Raw genomic sequence first — 18,461 nt, 5'->3', positions numbered from 1 at the left:
AGTGAAAAACTTAAAAATTACTCGAAGTGACCCTTCGACTTCGCTCAGGGCAAGCTATCTATCGTTTGTCTTTGGTGTTTTTGTCGAAGGTGATGAGGTTGAACATGGCTCTCATTCTGGAGCGGAGGCGGTTGCCGTAGTTGTTTTCGATTTCGGAGGCGGAAAGGTTAGTGGTGATGTGCGTGACGGATTTGTTTTCGACAAACTGTTCATAGCGGCTAATGAGTACTTCGGCCATGACGTTGCAGTCGTTACCGAAGTGCTTGATTTGCTGTTCGGCACCCAAATCGTCAAAGCAATAACCGGTTAGTCGCGATTGATTGGCTTGCTTTAGCGTGTAGCAGTTGATTGCTTCAAAGCCATTTTTAGCAAATTCAAACGAGACTTCCCTACATGTTTTGATTTTGTATTCGGATGAATGATAGGCAAAAGGGCGTACTAAGTTCATTAGGGATGTTTTTCCGCAACCAATTGAACCCGATACTAAAATACCTTTCGATAAGTCTAACTTTAGGTTTAAAGCTGCTTTCTCATCTTGAATCATATAAATCAACAATTTATAGATGGTAGGGTGATCTGTTTCGCTGATATGAAACGAATTTCCATAGGAGGCTTTTCCTTGATTTTCGAGGTATTCCAAGCATTTTTGGAAATTATATATTTTGAAACCTTTGTGGATCACGAAGGTTTCACGGACGGATTTACAATGGTTCATCATAGTTTTTTTGGGTTGCCGTGTGCAGGTGCATCGGTTTTGGTTGGGAATTGTAATCGGATTTTTGGGTGTTAGTAGCAAACTTAGCTGTGTTGAGCATCCAGTTTCTTGCTGCAGCTTTCCAATCTTTCATTTTTGTTTTTCCACCAATGAGCCAACCGATGCTGGAGTAGTAATTGAAAAACTTATTGGCTTCCGTTTGGGAACTTTCCTTGAAAGAGAAGTATTCGAGTATCATTTCGAGTGAAGGCTTCTCGACTTCGCTCGAAGTGACAATTTTGTGCAAACTGTTTTCAGTTTGATTTTCAGTGGTGGTGTCAAAAATTAAATCGAGTTCAATTACTTTTTCTTTTTTCGCGCAACTTTTTTCTTTTTGCTGACCGCTTTCAGTTTGTTTTTTATTGGTGTCAGCGAATGCTGAAATTATTTGCCGATTGTCATCGGCCCATACTTCCAGCATTTCTTTTTTTTGATTTTTTAATAGATTTAAATTTTGAACTGGTTGATTAATTGAATTTTTTTTTATATCTATTTTTATATTGTTTAAAATGTTTTTAGTTGTTTGTTTTTTATTATATATATATACCTGTTCATTAACCTGTTCAATAACTTGTTCATTTTTTGTTTTGGTCAAATTGTGAACGGGTTCATTATTTGAATGGGTTGGTTGTGGTGTTTTTGAATTTGCGTTTACTTCTTCAGAGAAATTTTTCATAATGATGTTGGACGAGGAATGGGGATTGAATGTTGGATTGTATATCATAAATCCTAAAAGTTCTAATTCTCTCATGCACTTATGGTATGTTGCTTTTGAATTGATCTTACTTGCTTTCATGATTTCTTCTCGCGATATGCTTGTTGGGTTCTTGAATCGGTTTACGTTCCAACATTGGAAAAGTGCTAAATAGAGCGAAATGTGGGTTGGATTTAGGTTTGTTTCATAACTGATTTTATTGAAAAATCCGGTGAGGTGTTTGATGTAGTTCATATTTTTAGTGAATTGTGTCTCTCGACTGCGCTCGAGATGACGGGAATGATACTTTGATTGATTCGTTACGTGCGATGACTTTACTTGAAAAGTGTAGGGAGGGCATTTACTTTATTTCCGTTTAAAAGTTTTTCGATATCAGTTTGGTCGTAATACATAATTCCACCGATTTTGGTATAGGTCAGTGTTCCGTTAATGCGAAGGTTTTGTAATGTACCTGGTGAAATATTCAGGAGTTTCCGGACTTCATTTGATTTGAGCCATTGTTTCTGCTGGAGTGGTTTGGATTGCATGATTCCTTTTAGATCATTGAGAAGAAGCGTTCGGAATTCGTTTAAGTCTTCCATTGTAATTAATTGCTCACGGTACATTCTGTTTTTAGTTGTGTTGGTGGAGCTGTTGCTTTCAAGTGCCATAACTTATGTTTTAGGTTGTTATGGTACAAAAGTGTTGGTATTGGTTGATTTTATATCACAAGTGGTTCACAAGTTGTGAAAGAAAAGTAGTGTTTAGTAATCAGTGTTCAGGGTGTTGTGGTTGTAATTGAACGTGTATTGGTTGAATGCTATTTTTTATTTTTAAGCAAATCTTTTCTTTTGTCTTGATACAAAAGAAACAAAAGATCAAGCCTGAAAATCAAAAGCTTGAAAACTACCTTGAAGTTCCGTTCCGCAGCCCGAGCCGTTCGTCCTTCGTCCTCAACTCGCGGACTGCTGCCACTGCACTTCTTCGTTGTTTTGCTATGCTTTTTATTTAAGGGCGGTGTGAGGAGAGTATAGTTGAACGTTTATTGGTTGATTGCTGTTTTTATATTTGAAGAAAGTCTTTACTTTTTTCCTTTATGAAAAAAGTAACAAAAAAATATTCATGGGTTATTATTGTTTTTTTGTATTCATGAATCATCGATTTCAAGCCTGAAAATCAAAAGCTTGAAAACTAGCTAGTTATTTACCTGACTGCCACTGGCAGTCCTCCTTTTAATTTCAAATGTTCCGCAGCCCGAGCCGTTCGTCCTTCGTCCTCAACTCGCGGACTGCTGCCACTTCACTTCCTCGTTGTTTTGCTATGCTTTTTATTTAAGGGCGGGGAGAGTAGGTTGTAATTACAAGTTTGTTTTTGATATTACTGGTCTTGCGAAGTCGATTTTGGATGTCTTGTTATTATTTATGAATGTTGTTGGTTTTTTAATTCACTGATGAAGTAGGTGGGAGAGAGGCCTGTTTGATTTTTGAACGCTCGCGTAAAGTTTTGGGTAGAACCGAAACCAGCTTCGTCAGCTAATGCCTCATTTTTGTAATTGCGGTATAGGTTTTCGTTTTTGAGTAACTCTACAATATGTTCAATCTTCAGATAGGTGATATATTCGACGATTCCTTTTTTTCGATAGCGTGTAATAATTTTAGAAGCGTATTTTGTATTGGTGTTTAGTAATGAAGCCATTTTTGCCAAATTCATGTCTTTTTCGAGGTACTTTTTATTGCGCTCAAATTTTTCTAGATTTTTTAGAACTGCAGTAATTAGTTCAGGATTGATATCGAGTTCTTTACTGGTATTGTTTGAAACCAATGATTGGATGGTTTCGGGTTTGCGATTCATTAATTCTTCAAATAATCTTTTATTTTTATAGTGTCTGTACACTAGTATTGCAATGATTACTGTCATTATGGTAATTATAATGGTCCAGTAGTGTTCAATGTTTCTTTGAGTTTGAATTAAATTTTTTGTGTCGTATTCTTTGTGTATTTTCCCTGAAAGGTATTTATAATCCTTAATCAAAACTTGGTCAACTTTTAAAAGGGCTGTGACATAATATAACTCTAATTCTTTGTCGTTTTGTTCCTGATAATAATGAATTAATAGTTCATAAGCTTCCCGTAAATCAGGGCGTATGTACTTTTGTTTTTGGAATGCTTCATCTATCTTTTTAAAGTAGGGTACTGCTTTTTCCTGCAATTTTAGGGCCCAGTAGCTTTTACCGATGTAAAAATAGGCCGTCGTTTCGTTTGTAAGGTCTTTAGTCTCTTTCAAAGCAGGCAGTACCTTTGTCAACTTCTTTATTGCGTCAGGATAATTGTGTTTGAAATATTGATTTACGCCTTCAGAATGGATAAAGTAGGATTGCATTTCTAGGTTTTTAAAACGCAGACCTTCACTTTGCCCCAGCTGATTCATCTGGCTGCATAACTTATATTTACCTGTGCGGTTGTAAGAAAGCCCTAAAGAATGAAGTGTATTCAGATACGCACGGCTATTTTCTTCCTTGAAATACCCAAGACATTCTTTAAATAATGCTATTGCCTCATCGTAAAACCCAAGGTAATATTTGATCTGAGCAATGCCATATTTTACTTTGTAAATTTGGTATTGGTTGTTTGTCTTAGAAATGTATTCGTCTGCCATGAGATAGCTGTCCAGTGCCTTCATGTGCTCTTTACGATCATATTGGATAACCCCTTTTGTCATGTAGCCTGATCCGATTAATGCGAAATCAGCTGTTTTTTTTGCCGCTATCAGCATACGATCGGCATATATAAGTTGTAGTTTTTTATCGCTTGTATAAATTAGGGCTTTATAGGATTGGGCCATTTGTCCGTAATTTTTCTCCCGTTTTGCCTTAGCTAACCATGATTGTGCATACAAACTTTCTTTGATACTGTCCTTTTCCTCATAAAGTATGTTTTTACTAAAATATTCATAGTCTTTAGTTGAAAGACTATCCGGAATAACAAAATTATTTTGTTGTGGGTAAGCATTATAATACAGACATAACCATATTATAAGTAAATATTTTTTCGTCATATTTCTAAGAGATTGGGGTGGCTTACTGATTAGAAAACATAAGATTAATGTCTTTGAGACTGTATTTTGTAAAATAAATGTAGCTAAAATAATGTAATTGATTACAAGAATTACCCTTATTAAGGATTCTTTCGTTTACTGGAGTTTAACTTACTGTTTATTTGGATTTTAGAGTAAAATGTAGTGTGTTCAATTCGGGAATTGCATATCATAGATTCCCGAATTGAACAGTTGTTGGCTTGTGGGAGGGGAAAGGTCCTATTAGTTTTGCTTTGAATTCAAACGGTTTTGTTATGAGCAAAGCCACCATCAAAATTGTTCAGATTATCCCGGGAGAAATGAACTGATTAAAAAGTAATCAGTAACATTTAAAACATTATCAAAAATGAAAAAATTCTATTTAGGTTTTAGTACATTAATTTGTTTGGCCGTCCTTTTTGCACTTGCTTCCTGTACAACCGATAGTCCTCTTGTAGCGGGCGATACTGTAGGCAAGTCAGATATGAAGAACGAAAATCCTTATTATACTACCAAGAAGGGGGATACAGTGCTCGCTACGGAAGGTTTATCGACTAATACAGTTGCAATGCAGGCAGATGAAACCGTTGATCCAGACTGGAAAAAGCTTATCACCCATTTTACAGGAACTACAGGGAGCAACTAGTAGTTGAATCCAGGTTTAAGATAGGAGTTATTACAATCAAAGCTAGAAGGCTGCTCATTTTAGTGTGAGCAGCTTTTTTTTTAATTTTCATCTGCATCATCCATGCGGATTATGAGTTTGTTTTTGAGTGTATTCATAAATTTTGTCCTATCGGATTTCCTGTTGCGGATTTCCAGAAAAACCCTATTGAATTGCCCCAATTCGATTTCTAAAGAAGACTCGAAAAAGGTGATGACTTCTTTGAGCCCAGTGGCTCCATTATTAAAAACGCCTTCTGAATGCAGTGCATAAATTAATTCTATCAAATCTACTTTTGATCCTGTCCATTTTAGGCTTTTAGGGAGTGGGGAAGGCGATTGTGCTGTTATTGCCTTTCTTTCTAGTTTTTCCATTTGCTCCAGCAGAAAATTTTTTATTTCATCGTTCGCTATTATGCGAGCCATCTTATAGTCGTGAGAGGTTGCGAAGCGATGGTCTATTTGAAAATAAACACTGTCCATCATTAATTTAAGGTCGTATTTTTCGCGTATATAATATTTGCTATCAAGGCAGTTGTTAGCCGTGCGGCAGTAGCGGTAAAATTCCTGGTTTTGTTTGAAGAAAACTTTTAATTTAAGAAGTTCGGAGTTATAATATTTAGCTATTGTTTTATGGGAACCCAATGGCTTGTTGGTTTCTATAGTATAGATGTCGCTGTAGTAAATCAGTTTAGCCGCAAACTTTGGTTTGATATCGCGAAAGAATTCTATTTCTTCTTTCTTGTTCAACGATTTGTATTTTATGAAAAAGGATTTTAGTTTCTCTAAGGCATTAACGCTACTTTTAATGGACAATTCAGCCGATTGAATTGGATTTTCTGTTTGCAGATGGATTACTTTTAATTGCTGTTCTAATTGGGACATCAAGGATTCAGAAAATAATTTCATTGAAGCGGTTTAAGATTTACAAATTGACTTTTTTGGTAATTGAATTGGGCTGTAAATCTATTTGATGGTCGCTATGCTTCCAAATAGTATGGTGTGCGATTCTCGAATTGAATAGTGTAATTCCCGAATTGCATACTTTGATTTTTGAAATAATGTTGTGATTATACTTTATATCTACCGCAAATATGCGGTGATAAATGAAAATAATCACCGCATATTTCTTATTTGCGGTATTGTATTTAAAGTTGGTAGTTCGAAGTCAGGAGACCTATAAGACTATGGTAGTGAGAGTCAAGGGATGCACCATCTTATTTTAAAAAACAAGTAGCTCTAATTCTTCTAATCTAATTGCCATAGCTTCAACAGAAACATTAAATAATTCAGTCATTGAATTAAAAGATTGATTTTCGAATCTTTCTGCTGTGGCTAATTTTCTGGATAAACCTCTTAAATTTTTACAATCGCTTTTCAATTTCCCAGGACCATCTTTGATTAAGTTGAAAGCAGATTGTTCATCAATTGTAAACTTAGAATTAATAAATCTTTCTGTAAACTCTTTTATAATTTGTTTTCGTGGCATTAAGAAGTAGGAAGCAAACTTATCAGCTTGAATTTCTTCTTTACTTCTTTTTGTGGATTGTGTAGAACCTTCAATTGGTATGTCACGATGCATAACGAGTTGCGAATGCAACATTGCATGACCTAACTCGTGAGCCGTTGTGAAATTTTGAGTTGAAACGTTGTATTGCTTTGAAATCAGGACTAATTTATCTCTCTGGTCAATAATACCTGCAACGTTTGTATAGTCTTCTTGGTCTGCAAGAGAGATGTTTTCCATCAAAAAGTACTTATATCCAAATACTTTTTGCAATGCTTGGGCAGGGTTTAAAATTTTTAAAGGTGTAGTAGAGTCTTCTTTCCAAATTTGACTTCTGTATTTCCAAAGTAATAGCTGCAGTTCGATTGCACTATTTTCGATTTCAGCATCTGACAGGTAGGTTTTTGACTTTACTTTAAATAATATTTCTGTTGCTTCTTTAAACAAAGGCATTTTTTCTTTCAATTCATTCTCCAGTTGTTCAATTTTTGTATTTGCATTGATATTCAATTCATCATAGATTGATTTAAGTATATTTAATTTTTTACTAATACCTTCAATATATTTGTATTCGTCTCCTCCAAAACAAAGTAAATTTAGATTTATTATTGAACGACAACCTGCGATAGCAGCTACAGCTCCACTTAATGACACTTGAGAATCTCCACGCACTGCCTTCCAACCCTTATCAAACACAAAGCTAGCCATTTCAGCTAATTCAATATTTAAAGATGCAATGTCTAATGGAATGTCAATAGCAAGTTTGAGTTGCTCTAGTGCCTGCCTTTCTAAGTTAGTTTGCAATGCAGGATCTTTTTCATTATTACGAGCTTCTCTAAGTTTTATTGCCAGATCGAAATGGTAGGAGTCCTTGTGAAATAAATTAGTAAGTTCGGGGAAGATTCGCTCTACAATTTTCATTTGCATTTTGATTAATTCCGGAACCACTGCGCCATAAGTTATTTTTCGTTTTTCATCACAGGTTAAACTTATAACGGTAACTAATAACTTAGCTGATATCATACCTTGAAAAGCTGCTGCACTTCCCGAACCTGGAATGTGGCTTCCTTTTCCAAATTTTTCCAATAGTTCTTCCGTGGGTATGTCTAACAAATATCTATTCATAAATTATTAGTTTAATTGTTAAAAGTAATAAATTAATCGTACTGTACTTACAAATAGATAAATAAGTTGTTTTACGCGACTATAATCAATGCTAAAACATCTATTCTGATTAGCATTTTTATTTAAGATTTAATCAATATTTATATTATGAAAAATAAAATAGCATGAACCTATCTTAATTTGTTTTACTTTGAGACGTTGTAGGATTATAAGTGGCAGTCACGGAATGCAATTCCGCGCCATCGGGCGCTATTAGTGCCATTCAAATCGTTGATTTTAGTTTAGGGAGAACAAACGGTGGTGCTTCATTTGTATGAAACAAAAATTATAAAAGAAGCTTTGAATGTCTTTGCGAAAAAGGCCAATACTACAGTTAAAAAAATTAAAATTGCTTTTGAAGAACCCATTCAAGGTACATTACAATACGATTTATTTGATTTGAGTATTCAAAACTACAAAGATGATTTTGATTTTATTACAGCAGATCTATTAGAAAAAGAAACTGAAGTGATTTGTAACTCTGACAATATCAAATTTTCTGAGTTTCTTTTGACTTTAGAATCTTAAAAAGGGCTTTTCAGCCCTTTCTTCTTTGCATTACAGTTTCTATTTGTTCTTTAAAACTTTTAATTACACTTCACATTGCAGTCACGGAATACAATTCTGCGCCATCGGGATTACTTCTCTTAATTGATTTTGATTGTGGGTACGAGCGGGACGCATCGCGCCAGCAGCTATGATATTTAATGCTCAAGCCAGCCGGGCCAGCGCCTGTGTTACTTAATGCTCGATCCAGCTGGGGTTTATGCCTAGTTGTGGTGGAATTTCTGTTCTTTTGCTTGTGGATTTGTTAGTGATTTACATTCGTTTTGAAATGTTTTGACAAAAATGTTTATTATTTCTACTTTGATTATTTCAGAATCGTCAATGTCTATTTCATATAACGCTCCATCATGTAATGGAATTAACAATCTCGCTTTTTTGACATTTTGAAATGTTTCAATAATAGCTTTCTTGAAAATATAAGACGCTTTTGATTGTATAAGATGACTTAAAATCCATATATTTATATTATTCAAATCAAGTTTTCTAATATTACCATTTTGGGTGCTAACAAGCCCATTTTTAATTGCCTCTTTCTTTAAATCTTCTTTGAATTTAATTAACGTTTTAAATCTATTGAAATAGCTATCAACTTTCTTTTTTAGTTCTTTTTCTTTTTTGTTGTCAAAAGTATCTCCATACAAATAGCGATAAAAAAGTATTTTTGCCTCTTTTCTACTATTTTCATTCACTACTGTATTGTATATTTTGATAACAATATCAGAATAGACATCATCCGCGTTTATTAACTTTAAAAGTTCATTATCAGTTGAACAATGAGCTAAAATACTAGCCTCAAATTGACTATAATCAATATAAAATAATTCTTTACCATTATTTGGAACGATTATATCTCGATTTTCCTTTCTTAAATTTTGAAGTGATGGTTCTTTTATAATGATTCTTGATGTTATTGATCCAAAACCTACAAAATAAGGATTGACAAAATCAATTCCACCTAGCCTTGATTTAAGTACCATCAAAGTTTTTAAATCTTTACTCAATCTATTTAGCTGGTTAAATTGGTCACAGATTATATCGGATTTTCTAAGTAAACTTACTGTTTTCTCAATGGATACTAATATTCTATAATTTTTGTTTTTTAAATAATCAGCTTGTGTTTCAAAATTTTCTGGCTGAAAAATGTTGTGTGAAAATTGAAACTCATTTTTTATTTCATAAATAATTCTATGTAAGGCAATGCATTTCTGGTCTAATATATCTCTGTCAATTTTTATCCCTTCAAACGATGTTTTGTGAATAATTTTATTAATTTTTAGCTCGATATTATTAAAACGATTCAGTTCATCAGTTGAATCTTCTTTTAATTTATCTATTAAATCTTTGATCTTGAGTAAAAAATCCATTAAATCATTAACTCTATAATGTGAGTCTATTATTTCTTCTTTTCTTAGGGCTTTTAATATATGCCATTTTTTAAAATCTAATAGATCTTTTCCTTTTTGAGAAAATTGTTTGTCAAAAGATTCAATATTAATAATTTCAGGAATTATTTTGAAATTTTTAGATTTAATCTCTCTAATCAAATCAGAGACTTGAAATGTATAATACTTATTTTTAATTGAGATATTATAATCTTCGATAAATTCATCATTAGATATATCTAATGAATACCATTTGTTTAGTGTAAAGTAAATAATAAATTCTTTCATATTGAGAATAGTTCTTCTATTAAATCTTCATCTTCATTCATTAATTCAATATCACTGTAAAAAACTAAGTCTTTATGTCCAAATTCCGATGTGAATGGAAATGAACTTGATAAAGCTGGATGAATGGCCTCTTTTTTTGGTTCTAAGAGACTAAAAGATCTTATAGCTATTAAAGCGGCTCTGTTTTGGAAATATCCTGCAGTGAAATTTTCTTCAAATTTTCTTAAAATAATTCGTTTGAAATTTTTATCTACGGTACTCAAATATAAAATTTGTGCAGAAGTTGTAGCCTTTTGAGTAGAATCGTTAATCTCTATTTGTTGAGTAGCATAAATTATTAAGTCTTTACTTTTAAACTTTTGCTTTGCAAATAATAGCCATATTTGAAACTGTTGATAAGGATATAGATTCAAATGTTGATTAAGAACTAGTTCCTTTAAGTCTAGTCCAAAAACACTTGTGAATTGATCAGCTTCTATTAGTGATAAAATTTTACAAACTTGTGGGGTAATCCAAGGCTTATCTTTTAAAACTTTAACTGCTTTTGCTAAAGATTGTAATAATTCATTTTTATATGTTTGAAAATGTATTTTTGATTTTCCTAAAAATTCTATTATTCTTAAAGCAAAAACTAAGTTTTTTGATTGCTCGTCGCTTTCATTCCCATCAAAATTAATGTTTTCACTTAAGAGTTTAATTGCAGAATGAAAAGCCTCGTTTCTGTACTGATAATTTGACGATTTTGAAAGTACTTTAATCAGTTCGATTTCAGGGTTGAAAATTTCTGCAACTTCTTTTCTTAGTATTACAAGCTCACTTTTTTCTTCATATGAATCAACAATTTCAACGATTTTAGTTTTTTGTGAATTTACGGACAACTGACATCTTTTCAATTCCTTTTCTAGTAAAACTAAAAATTTACGAGCCTCATATTTATCTTTGCATAATATTTTAATATCATCGGCAAATCTAAAATATGAATGTGTGTGATTGTTTATAAAAACATCAACTTGATTCAAATAAAAAGTAGATAATAATGCAGAGGCTTCATTATTCTGTGGTAGTCCTGTACTTTTCTCTGAATAGCTAGATAAAAAAGTTTCAAGTAGTTTAATTGTATTTAAATGATTATTATTTGTGGCAATTCTTTTTAATTTTTCAACAAGTAATTTTTTATCAATGTTGTCATAGTAATTTAAAATATCTACATGCAGAATACAATTAAATTCAAACTGATCATTATTTTTTTTATTTATTTCTTGAGCAATTTTATATTTCATTTTTAGCCATTGCTCCACACCGTTAATAAGCAAACTATTTTGTTTTATTCTATTATAGCGTGGTGCAAAAACATTGGGAATTAAAGAATCATCAATTAACTCTCCTAATTCACCAGCAATAGCCATATAGATAATTCTATCAATCAATGGTAAAATGTAGGCTTCTCTTAATGTGAAATTGTTTTTTGGAATATAAAATTTTTCTGCTTTAGTAGCTTTATACCCATTTTCATAAAAATAGTCATTTAACTGAGCGTATAAATAATCTGGGTGAAGAAGATCTATATATTGTAATGAATCATAAAACCAATCGTCATTCATATCAGTTTTTGTTCTTTCAATTGCAATTTTTAAATCCAAGTATGATCCATTTATCTGTGCCTGATAAAATTCAACTAATCTTCCTTTTATCTCTCTTTTTAAATGACTTCCTTTTGTGTCTAGTTGAATAAAACCTAAACCATGTAATTTTGAATTGATATTAGCAAATGATATTCTAGAACATTCTATTGTTGAATTTTCAAAATTCTCATTTGGATATTTAGATATTACACCTAATAGTGTATTCTTATTATGAATAAAAACACCACTTCCTGATAAACCATTTAGATATTCTTTAGTAACATTATTTTCAAGATTGATTTTTTTCTCTGAAGGGTCATTTCTATTAAATTTAAAAAGACTTAAAGCATCTTCATTTGCCTTAAAGACCGACCAACAAGAAAATGTTAATTCATCATTTTCTAACTCGTCTGAAACTAATATAGATGGAAAACTTATTCCTTCTGTTTTAAGAATTTTTAAGATTACTAAATCTTCTTTTTCAAAAATTATTATATCATTTTCGTTTAAGCTTTTCCCCTTTAAAAAACTTAATTTTTCAAATTTATCTGTATAATATTTAATGTCTATACTTTGTAGTTTGCTAAAGTCAAATTCAGTATGAGAATCTTCAGATAAAAGATGTTTTGCAGTTAAGATATAATTGTAATAACATTTGTTAGGTGTCTGATATATTACTCCAGACCCAATAGAAGGAACTCCAGCAACAATTGACTCTATTTTAACAGAACAAGATTTTAATGTTTCAGATATCAAAGGCATAACCATAATTTTTATTGTTAGAAACTAAATTAAGGTTGTAATTTCTCTCATCTATTTTAGATATTTTTAGATTACTAATGACCTCACCATAATTGAAGAAAAAATTGATTATTTCATTTGATTTTCTGTTATTAATAATTTTCAAAAAAGCTTTTTTGTTAGGTAAATAATGTTTTTTACTATTTGTAGAAACCACAAAATTTCTACAGTTTAGTTTTTGTAAAATTTCTGAATTAAGACTTCTGTAACTTGCATGATGTGGTAATTTTATCAACTTAAAATTAACCATTTCATTTTGGAGTCTCATTTTATCAATAATTTCGCTTAAACGAGATGGTGTAACATCACCAGTAAAAAGATAATTATTGTCTTTATAAGTAAGCAATAAAACAATACTGGTCATATTACTTGATGAAGTATCTTGGCTTTTGTCATCTATAGATTTGATTAATGTACATAATGAAGCTCCCCAATCACATCTATGATCGCTGGTTAAATAAGCACCTTTGTTTGACGCATATTTTTCCAAAATATCTTTATTAGGAGAAAACATTTTAAATGATAAATTCGGGTCATTAAATACTAAATTTATTTTAGATTCTATTTCTGTTGTTTTTAAAGAAGTTTCCCAATTTATATTGCGATGATTTATCAAATATTTTTCAAGTTCGTGAGCTTGCTTATAAGATAGCAAGTTTGAGTCATCTATTTTTTCTATTTTATTTAATATTTTTCTAGGAGAATTAAAAATGATATTATCAATTAATGGATCTTCATTTCTCGTTTCAATCTCCTTAAACAAATCTAAAATTCCTTTGATGTGATCTTCGTCATGATGAGTAACAATTAGAAAATCAACTCTCTCTTGTCTTGATTTTATTTTATAATATTCAGAGATTAGGTAGGTACTTTCATTACCTCCATCAATAAAAATATTTTTAGAGTTATGATTGATAATTATACAGTCTCCTGTACCTGCTTTTAAGAATTTTATTTTCATACGTGATTTTTAATACAATTAGGCACAACGTTATGCCACTTTGAGATGGCTGGAAGTTCGTAACCGCTCAATTTTCGGCTTAACGAAACTTGATGCGAAAAGGTAATTCCACTAAATTCCAGCTATATCGAATGGCTGTTAGTGGCTGGCTTTTTTCTACTTTAAAAGGGCAAATCGTCTACAATGTCTGCGGAATTCATTGTCAGTCTGAATTGAAGTTGGTCTTGATTTGACAATATCCAATTTTCACCTTTTTCTGTCAACTTGCAAGCAATATATTCTTGATTATTATTGTAATCATCCATTGTTTTAAAGGTTTCTAACATTCCATTTTTTGTTAAGGAACGTATTCCAACACTTGTTGCGATAGCTGTATAACCTGATTTGTTCATTTCGTGTTTTAGACCAAAAACGGAGGTGCTGTCTTCACTTGAAAGCTGATTTTCCATAACTAATATTAATAATGCAATTTCGTGTCCTTTCAGACCTTCCGTTTCAACAACAGGTGTTACGCTTAGCTGTTTTACAGTTTTCGTTTTTTGTTGAAATGCTTTTATTTTTCTTGTTATTGTATCTTCTAAATTATTAAAATCACTTGTCGAACTAGTTTTGTAAGTAATTATATGCCTATGTTGAATGTCAAAAGGGAATTTACCTGCTCTTTCGTCCGAACATACCATAATCACATCTTTATCACAAGCAAGAGCAAACCCTAATTCATACCATACGTTAGGATTGTCAGTAGTAATCTCTGCAAAACAAATCGCACTTTCTGCAATTCCTTTTTCAATATCGTCAATTGGTATTCTTACACTTAAATCGTTATCAATTCTATAAGGTTCAAATTCAGCCTTTTTAATCGCTGGTTCAAAAATATCAACGTATCGTTTGTCAAATTTCCCATTGTCAAAAGGTTGAATTACAAAGCATTTTTCCATATTATTTTATTTTACAATGTCAGTTTTAAGCTTGTTACAAAACGTTTTTAGTTGCTGGTTTTTGTTAATTAATCCACCAAACATTTTTGTCCGGTTGAAAATCAAATAGATTGTCCATCTTTCTTGCGAAAAATTTACGTAATTCCTCTGCATTAATCGAATCTTTTCTTAAGTCATCTTCATAATTTGATAAGTATTGGAATGGCGGTTAGCAGAAGTTTTTATTTCAGATCTTTTTCATTGAGTACTGTTATCAAATTATTGTATCCATCTCGTAATGCTAATTTATTTAATGTGTAAATAAATCTGTCAAATTCACGATTTAGAATTAATTCATAATCATCAGACATTACATTAAAATCGTGAGGAAGTAAATTTGAAATAGCATAATTAATTCCAGATAAAACAGTAGGAAAATCAATTACAAATAATTTTCCATCTTTAATTAAAGTTTCAATATCTATATTCCGTGGTCTTCCAAGGTAATCAAATGTGAGTTTTTTTGTTTTAAAGCTCTTTTTTAATGTTTGAAATTGACTATTAACATCAGAAGTTAGTCGCTCTGGTATAATCACTTTTATTGAACTATTTTCATATTTTTGCCCATCATCATCTTCTATTCCATTATTTTGAAGAATATGTAAGCACGTGGGTTTAATAAAATTTTCATAATATACTGCTGCTAAAGTTGATGAAGGAAAGAAGTTAATACCAGAATCCATTTGATTCTTGAATAAATTCTTCACTTGGCTTATTGCTTTTGTAAATGAATCCAAATTATCTCTTTCAAATCGAGCTAAAGAAATTCCTTTAATATCAGAAAGAACCTTAATTTCTTTGTCAATTAAAAAAGCACAATTATTTAGTCCTAATCTACCGATAAATAGCCCTAATTCAAATAAGATATTATCCCTAGGTTGTAGTTCTTCGTTACCTCTAACTATAACTTGATCATCTTGAGTTCCAATTAATATACCAAAATCGAATTGTAATGTTGCCCTTATTAAATCATTAAGATAATTATTATTAAGTTTAAATACTGCTTTTTCCCATACTTCCTCATTCCAGATTGTAACTTCAAATTCTTTATCAAATTCCAGAATAGCTTTTGCAGCATTTGCTAAGTCAAGTTCTTCTGTAGAAGAACCTATAAAAATTCTTTTTTTTCTCATATTATTTGTGGTTTAATATCTACTAAAATTGAACTAACTTCGTCCATTAAATTTTTTAGTGATTGGTACTTTTTAGGTTTATCTCTAAAAATATCTTCCTGCTCATCCACAGATTTCAAATTATTGGCTAATTGTTCATTTGTTGCTAATACATATAATTGATTAAAGACAGTAGCTACCAAAAAATACTTGTTTAAATTTTCATACAATTTTACGTCTATATTATAGCAAATTGCATTAAAATCGAAACTACTTAGTTCAATCTCTTTTGAACTATCTGCTTTTACATTTTTTAAAAACCGTATCATTTTTTTTAATCTTCCATTGGTTAAAGAACTTTTTTCATTTATTTTTTTGATACTAAGAAAAGGAAGATCTGCTTTTCCTTTTGAATTTGTTTCTTTATTATAAACTTGAATACCTCGAAAATCTGAATCTTTGTTGTTAATTACTGATTTAGCATTATCATACCAATTGGCGATTACGATATCAACATCACGATTTAGGCTTTTGTTGGTAATTTTAATTGCTTTTGAATGTTCAATATCACAAATGTCATAAACATCTATAAGTTTATTTTCTGATTTTAGTCGATTAGCCCTTAAATCTTGTAAGGCTGTAGTATATCCACCTCCTACTAATTCATTTTTAAGTTTTTGAATTTGAGTTTGATTTAGATAATATGTTTGATTGTAATCAGTTAATGTTTTCTCAATACCTGCTTTATCAAAAGTGTAAAATTTATCAGAAATTACAAGTAAATCAATATCACTATTACCTTTTATGTGCGTATTGGTCATTACAGATCCTTGATATTTATATACTATACCAGAAAGTGTTTCTTTTAAATGATTTTTTACTCTTTCTCCAGCTTCTTTACTTATTTCTGTATAAGATTGTTCAACTCCGTTCATCGCTAATGTTACATAGCGTAAAATATCGTTATATTTTATAGTCGATAACTCATCGGAGAAGTATTTTTCAAGGATTAAATTTTCAGGATTAGATCTTTTATTAATGTTTTCAACTAGTTGACCGTAATTTTTATTCATAAAGTTGGTGTTTTTTGGTATGTAATCGCATTTTCTTAATATTGATATTTTGCTAATTTAAAATATTAAATTAATTGTTTATTACGGAAAACCGTAACTGAATTCTCCCGCGTTTTTTGAAATTTCTGCTAACTTGTATATAACATCAACAAGTAACGCTTTTTTAAAGTTTTACCGTATTTCACGCTATATATTCTAGTTCGTAAATAAAATCATTTTTAACTATTGTTACAATACCCACATTTAGTGATATTTTGACTTTAATTAAAGAGTATAATAGTAAGCTAATTCTAATGTGGGATATTTTTCATTTCTTTGGTGTAGTTCTGCTACTATCCTTACAAAAATAATCCCTTATTGACTCATTTAACTTTCCTCTCAGATATAGACCTAAAAGTCATACCACAGCAAACCCTATGATTTCATACCATTGCATATTTTAAATCTTTAAGTAAGGTCAAAATAGGTGTTTAAATTTTTATATAATATGCATTTTGGAAAATTCAATATGCAATATGGGAGCATTAATAAACATAAAAAAAGATGCCTCAAAGCATCTTTTTATCTCTATATAGTCCTGAAATCTGGATCTAATTAAATTATCTATAATTTTTTATTTTTGAATGAATCATTGTGATATTTATTCTTTTGAAAGTCTTTATACTTCATATAGATAAAGACGCCTAATATCCATATTAGAATACCAATTACTATTTTATACCATTCCATGATGAATATTTTTGAATTCTTTTAATACTTAAAAATTTAATTATTCAAATAGAACCTTAATATCTACTTTTAAAGCTTTTGCTATTTTGGCAAGAGTATTAACTGTTGGATTACTTTTCCCTAGTTCGATTCTTCTAATCTGATTTTCTGACATTCCTATTTCAATAGATAGCTTGGATTGAGAAAAATCTGTTGTTTCTTCTCTAATCCTCCTTATGGTAGCCCCAAGGGTAATTTGGACTTTATTTAATTCTTTTTCTTCCACATGATAAATTTCCATTATAAATGAATATTAATCCCACACATATATGTATGGTATGATGTTTTTTTACTATATTTGTTTTTGAATACATATATTTGCGATTCTTCATATAAAATATTTGAAGCATTCGCTTAGAATCTCGACTTTGAAAACTGGTAATTTTGCAACGAGATAATAAGTATGATGCTCACGTCCCATGGCGTGGGCTCACTTATTGTTGCCGGGTATACCAGTACCTCAAAGTCAATAAGCTGAGTTCCATGCCATTTTTTATGCTCCCAATTTTGGTGTTTACTCCACTTCATTCTTAGCGCTTTATCTTCTTTTTTTATAGTCTCGCAGCAGTTTAAACCGCTAAAACTTGTATGCCTATGATTGAATAAACCAATACTCTCTATAAAACACCTGCACCGAAAGGTCCATTGAATAATCGCCTAGTTAATTTATTTTGAATTTGTTAGTAAAAGATGCAGGCTTGTTTTTTTATTTTAAATGTTGAATTATAAATTTTAAATGTGCACAAGGAATATAGAATAAAGAAATAGATCCACTTATTTAAGATAACTCATAACCTAAAAACCAAAACCCATTTTATAACCCCCATAAATTGATACGATGAAATACTACAGACAAATTCAAGCTGCATTAATAGTGGCATTAATAATACTGATATGCCTTTGGGTTTATGGTTGAAACTTTCTTTTTTGCTTGATCAAAAAAGAAACAAAAAAATCAAGTCTTTGCTCCCTCGTCGGTCAAATTAGTTTTCAAATACTAAAAGAAAAGAACTCGCTCCGCTCAAACAGCTTTTCTTTTTACGTATTCTTCAAACA

The 18,461-nt window shown here is 31.0% G+C and carries 16 protein-coding genes; 2 read left to right on the top strand and 14 right to left on the bottom strand.

Annotated features, from left to right (window positions below; genetic code table 11):
- Positions 1-58 precede the first annotated feature (58 nt).
- From ACEN2K_RS04175 to ACEN2K_RS04160, 4 genes are all read right to left on the bottom strand, one after another.
- Complete coding sequence (locus ACEN2K_RS04175) at positions 59-718, bottom strand: ATPase (RefSeq protein ID WP_441758063.1); 660 nt, start codon at positions 716-718, stop codon at positions 59-61.
- Positions 702-1,703 carry a transcriptional regulator gene (locus ACEN2K_RS04170; RefSeq protein WP_441758062.1) on the bottom strand — a complete coding sequence of 334 codons (1,002 nt, stop codon included), beginning with the start codon at positions 1,701-1,703 and terminating at the stop codon, positions 702-704. The genes ACEN2K_RS04175 and ACEN2K_RS04170 overlap by 17 nt, the downstream gene beginning before the upstream one ends.
- A gap of 80 nt (positions 1,704-1,783) precedes the next feature.
- Positions 1,784-2,119 (bottom strand): helix-turn-helix domain-containing protein, encoded by a 336-nt coding sequence (locus ACEN2K_RS04165; protein ID WP_441758061.1) that lies wholly within the window; start codon positions 2,117-2,119, stop codon positions 1,784-1,786.
- A gap of 748 nt (positions 2,120-2,867) precedes the next feature.
- Positions 2,868-4,502, bottom strand: a complete 1,635-nt coding sequence (locus tag ACEN2K_RS04160; RefSeq protein ID WP_441758060.1) for a helix-turn-helix domain-containing protein — start codon at positions 4,500-4,502, stop codon at positions 2,868-2,870.
- A gap of 385 nt (positions 4,503-4,887) precedes the next feature.
- Between ACEN2K_RS04160 and ACEN2K_RS04155 the strand changes: the two genes are divergently transcribed.
- Positions 4,888-5,166, top strand: coding sequence for a hypothetical protein (locus tag ACEN2K_RS04155; RefSeq protein ID WP_441758059.1), 279 nt, complete (start codon positions 4,888-4,890; stop codon positions 5,164-5,166).
- A gap of 80 nt (positions 5,167-5,246) precedes the next feature.
- Here the strand turns inward: ACEN2K_RS04155 and ACEN2K_RS04150 are convergent, their stop codons facing one another.
- Together ACEN2K_RS04150 and ACEN2K_RS04145 are read right to left on the bottom strand one after the other, a co-directional pair.
- Positions 5,247-6,092, bottom strand: coding sequence for an RteC domain-containing protein (locus tag ACEN2K_RS04150; protein ID WP_441758058.1), 846 nt, complete (start codon positions 6,090-6,092; stop codon positions 5,247-5,249).
- A gap of 313 nt (positions 6,093-6,405) precedes the next feature.
- Positions 6,406-7,815 (bottom strand): cyclodeaminase/cyclohydrolase family protein, encoded by a 1,410-nt coding sequence (locus ACEN2K_RS04145; RefSeq protein ID WP_441758057.1) that lies wholly within the window; start codon positions 7,813-7,815, stop codon positions 6,406-6,408.
- Positions 7,816-8,154: 339 nt separating this feature from the next.
- Here ACEN2K_RS04145 and ACEN2K_RS04140 point away from each other — a divergent pair, with 339 nt between their 5' ends.
- On the top strand, positions 8,155-8,382 hold the full coding sequence (locus ACEN2K_RS04140; protein ID WP_441758056.1) for a hypothetical protein: 228 nt from the start codon (positions 8,155-8,157) through the stop codon (positions 8,380-8,382).
- 242 nt (positions 8,383-8,624) lie between these two features.
- Here the strand turns inward: ACEN2K_RS04140 and ACEN2K_RS04135 are convergent, their stop codons facing one another.
- From ACEN2K_RS04135 to ACEN2K_RS04100, 8 genes are all read right to left on the bottom strand, one after another.
- Positions 8,625-10,091 (bottom strand): DNA polymerase, encoded by a 1,467-nt coding sequence (locus ACEN2K_RS04135; RefSeq protein WP_441758055.1) that lies wholly within the window; start codon positions 10,089-10,091, stop codon positions 8,625-8,627.
- Positions 10,088-12,475 (bottom strand): reverse transcriptase domain-containing protein, encoded by a 2,388-nt coding sequence (locus tag ACEN2K_RS04130; protein WP_441758054.1) that lies wholly within the window; start codon positions 12,473-12,475, stop codon positions 10,088-10,090. The genes ACEN2K_RS04135 and ACEN2K_RS04130 overlap by 4 nt, the downstream gene beginning before the upstream one ends.
- Positions 12,459-13,475, bottom strand: coding sequence for a ComEC/Rec2 family competence protein (locus ACEN2K_RS04125; protein WP_441758053.1), 1,017 nt, complete (start codon positions 13,473-13,475; stop codon positions 12,459-12,461). The genes ACEN2K_RS04130 and ACEN2K_RS04125 overlap by 17 nt, the downstream gene beginning before the upstream one ends.
- Before the next feature lie 161 nt (positions 13,476-13,636).
- On the bottom strand, positions 13,637-14,413 hold the full coding sequence (locus ACEN2K_RS04120) for a hypothetical protein (RefSeq protein WP_441758052.1): 777 nt from the start codon (positions 14,411-14,413) through the stop codon (positions 13,637-13,639).
- 221 nt (positions 14,414-14,634) lie between these two features.
- Positions 14,635-15,585, bottom strand: a complete 951-nt coding sequence (gene cap12 / locus ACEN2K_RS04115; protein WP_441758051.1) for a CBASS system CD-NTase-associated NAD(+) hydrolase Cap12 — start codon at positions 15,583-15,585, stop codon at positions 14,635-14,637.
- Positions 15,582-16,637, bottom strand: a complete 1,056-nt coding sequence (locus tag ACEN2K_RS04110) for a nucleotidyltransferase domain-containing protein (RefSeq protein WP_441758050.1) — start codon at positions 16,635-16,637, stop codon at positions 15,582-15,584. The genes cap12 and ACEN2K_RS04110 overlap by 4 nt, the downstream gene beginning before the upstream one ends.
- 769 nt (positions 16,638-17,406) lie before the next feature.
- On the bottom strand, positions 17,407-17,646 hold the full coding sequence (locus tag ACEN2K_RS04105) for a helix-turn-helix domain-containing protein (protein ID WP_441758049.1): 240 nt from the start codon (positions 17,644-17,646) through the stop codon (positions 17,407-17,409).
- Positions 17,647-17,759: 113 nt separating this feature from the next.
- Positions 17,760-17,933, bottom strand: coding sequence for a hypothetical protein (locus tag ACEN2K_RS04100; RefSeq protein ID WP_441758048.1), 174 nt, complete (start codon positions 17,931-17,933; stop codon positions 17,760-17,762).
- Positions 17,934-18,461: the final 528 nt, after the last annotated feature.

Source organism: Flavobacterium sp. W21_SRS_FM3, assembly GCF_052113625.1.
In the GTDB taxonomy this organism is placed as follows: domain Bacteria; phylum Bacteroidota; class Bacteroidia; order Flavobacteriales; family Flavobacteriaceae; genus Flavobacterium.
This window is presented reverse-complemented; position numbering and strand designations above follow the sequence as displayed.

Excerpts from the sequence above, each read along its gene's own strand:
- ACEN2K_RS04170 (WP_441758062.1), bottom strand. The coding sequence starts at position 1,703 with ATGAACTACATCAAACACCTCACCGGATTTTTCAATAAAATCAGTTAT.
- ACEN2K_RS04135 (WP_441758055.1), bottom strand. The coding sequence starts at position 10,091 with ATGAAAGAATTTATTATTTACTTTACACTAAACAAATGGTATTCATTA.
- ACEN2K_RS04105 (WP_441758049.1), bottom strand. The coding sequence starts at position 17,646 with ATGGAAATTTATCATGTGGAAGAAAAAGAATTAAATAAAGTCCAAATT.
- ACEN2K_RS04175 (WP_441758063.1), bottom strand. The coding sequence starts at position 718 with ATGATGAACCATTGTAAATCCGTCCGTGAAACCTTCGTGATCCACAAA.
- ACEN2K_RS04110 (WP_441758050.1), bottom strand. The coding sequence starts at position 16,637 with ATGAATAAAAATTACGGTCAACTAGTTGAAAACATTAATAAAAGATCT.
- ACEN2K_RS04160 (WP_441758060.1), bottom strand. The coding sequence starts at position 4,502 with ATGACGAAAAAATATTTACTTATAATATGGTTATGTCTGTATTATAAT.
- cap12 (WP_441758051.1), bottom strand. The coding sequence starts at position 15,585 with ATGAGAAAAAAAAGAATTTTTATAGGTTCTTCTACAGAAGAACTTGAC.
- ACEN2K_RS04130 (WP_441758054.1), bottom strand. The coding sequence starts at position 12,475 with ATGCCTTTGATATCTGAAACATTAAAATCTTGTTCTGTTAAAATAGAG.
- ACEN2K_RS04155 (WP_441758059.1), top strand. The coding sequence starts at position 4,888 with ATGAAAAAATTCTATTTAGGTTTTAGTACATTAATTTGTTTGGCCGTC.
- ACEN2K_RS04165 (WP_441758061.1), bottom strand. The coding sequence starts at position 2,119 with ATGGCACTTGAAAGCAACAGCTCCACCAACACAACTAAAAACAGAATG.
- ACEN2K_RS04120 (WP_441758052.1), bottom strand. The coding sequence starts at position 14,413 with ATGGAAAAATGCTTTGTAATTCAACCTTTTGACAATGGGAAATTTGAC.
- ACEN2K_RS04150 (WP_441758058.1), bottom strand. The coding sequence starts at position 6,092 with ATGAAATTATTTTCTGAATCCTTGATGTCCCAATTAGAACAGCAATTA.
- ACEN2K_RS04145 (WP_441758057.1), bottom strand. The coding sequence starts at position 7,815 with ATGAATAGATATTTGTTAGACATACCCACGGAAGAACTATTGGAAAAA.
- ACEN2K_RS04125 (WP_441758053.1), bottom strand. The coding sequence starts at position 13,475 with ATGAAAATAAAATTCTTAAAAGCAGGTACAGGAGACTGTATAATTATC.
- ACEN2K_RS04100 (WP_441758048.1), bottom strand. The coding sequence starts at position 17,933 with ATGAAGTGGAGTAAACACCAAAATTGGGAGCATAAAAAATGGCATGGA.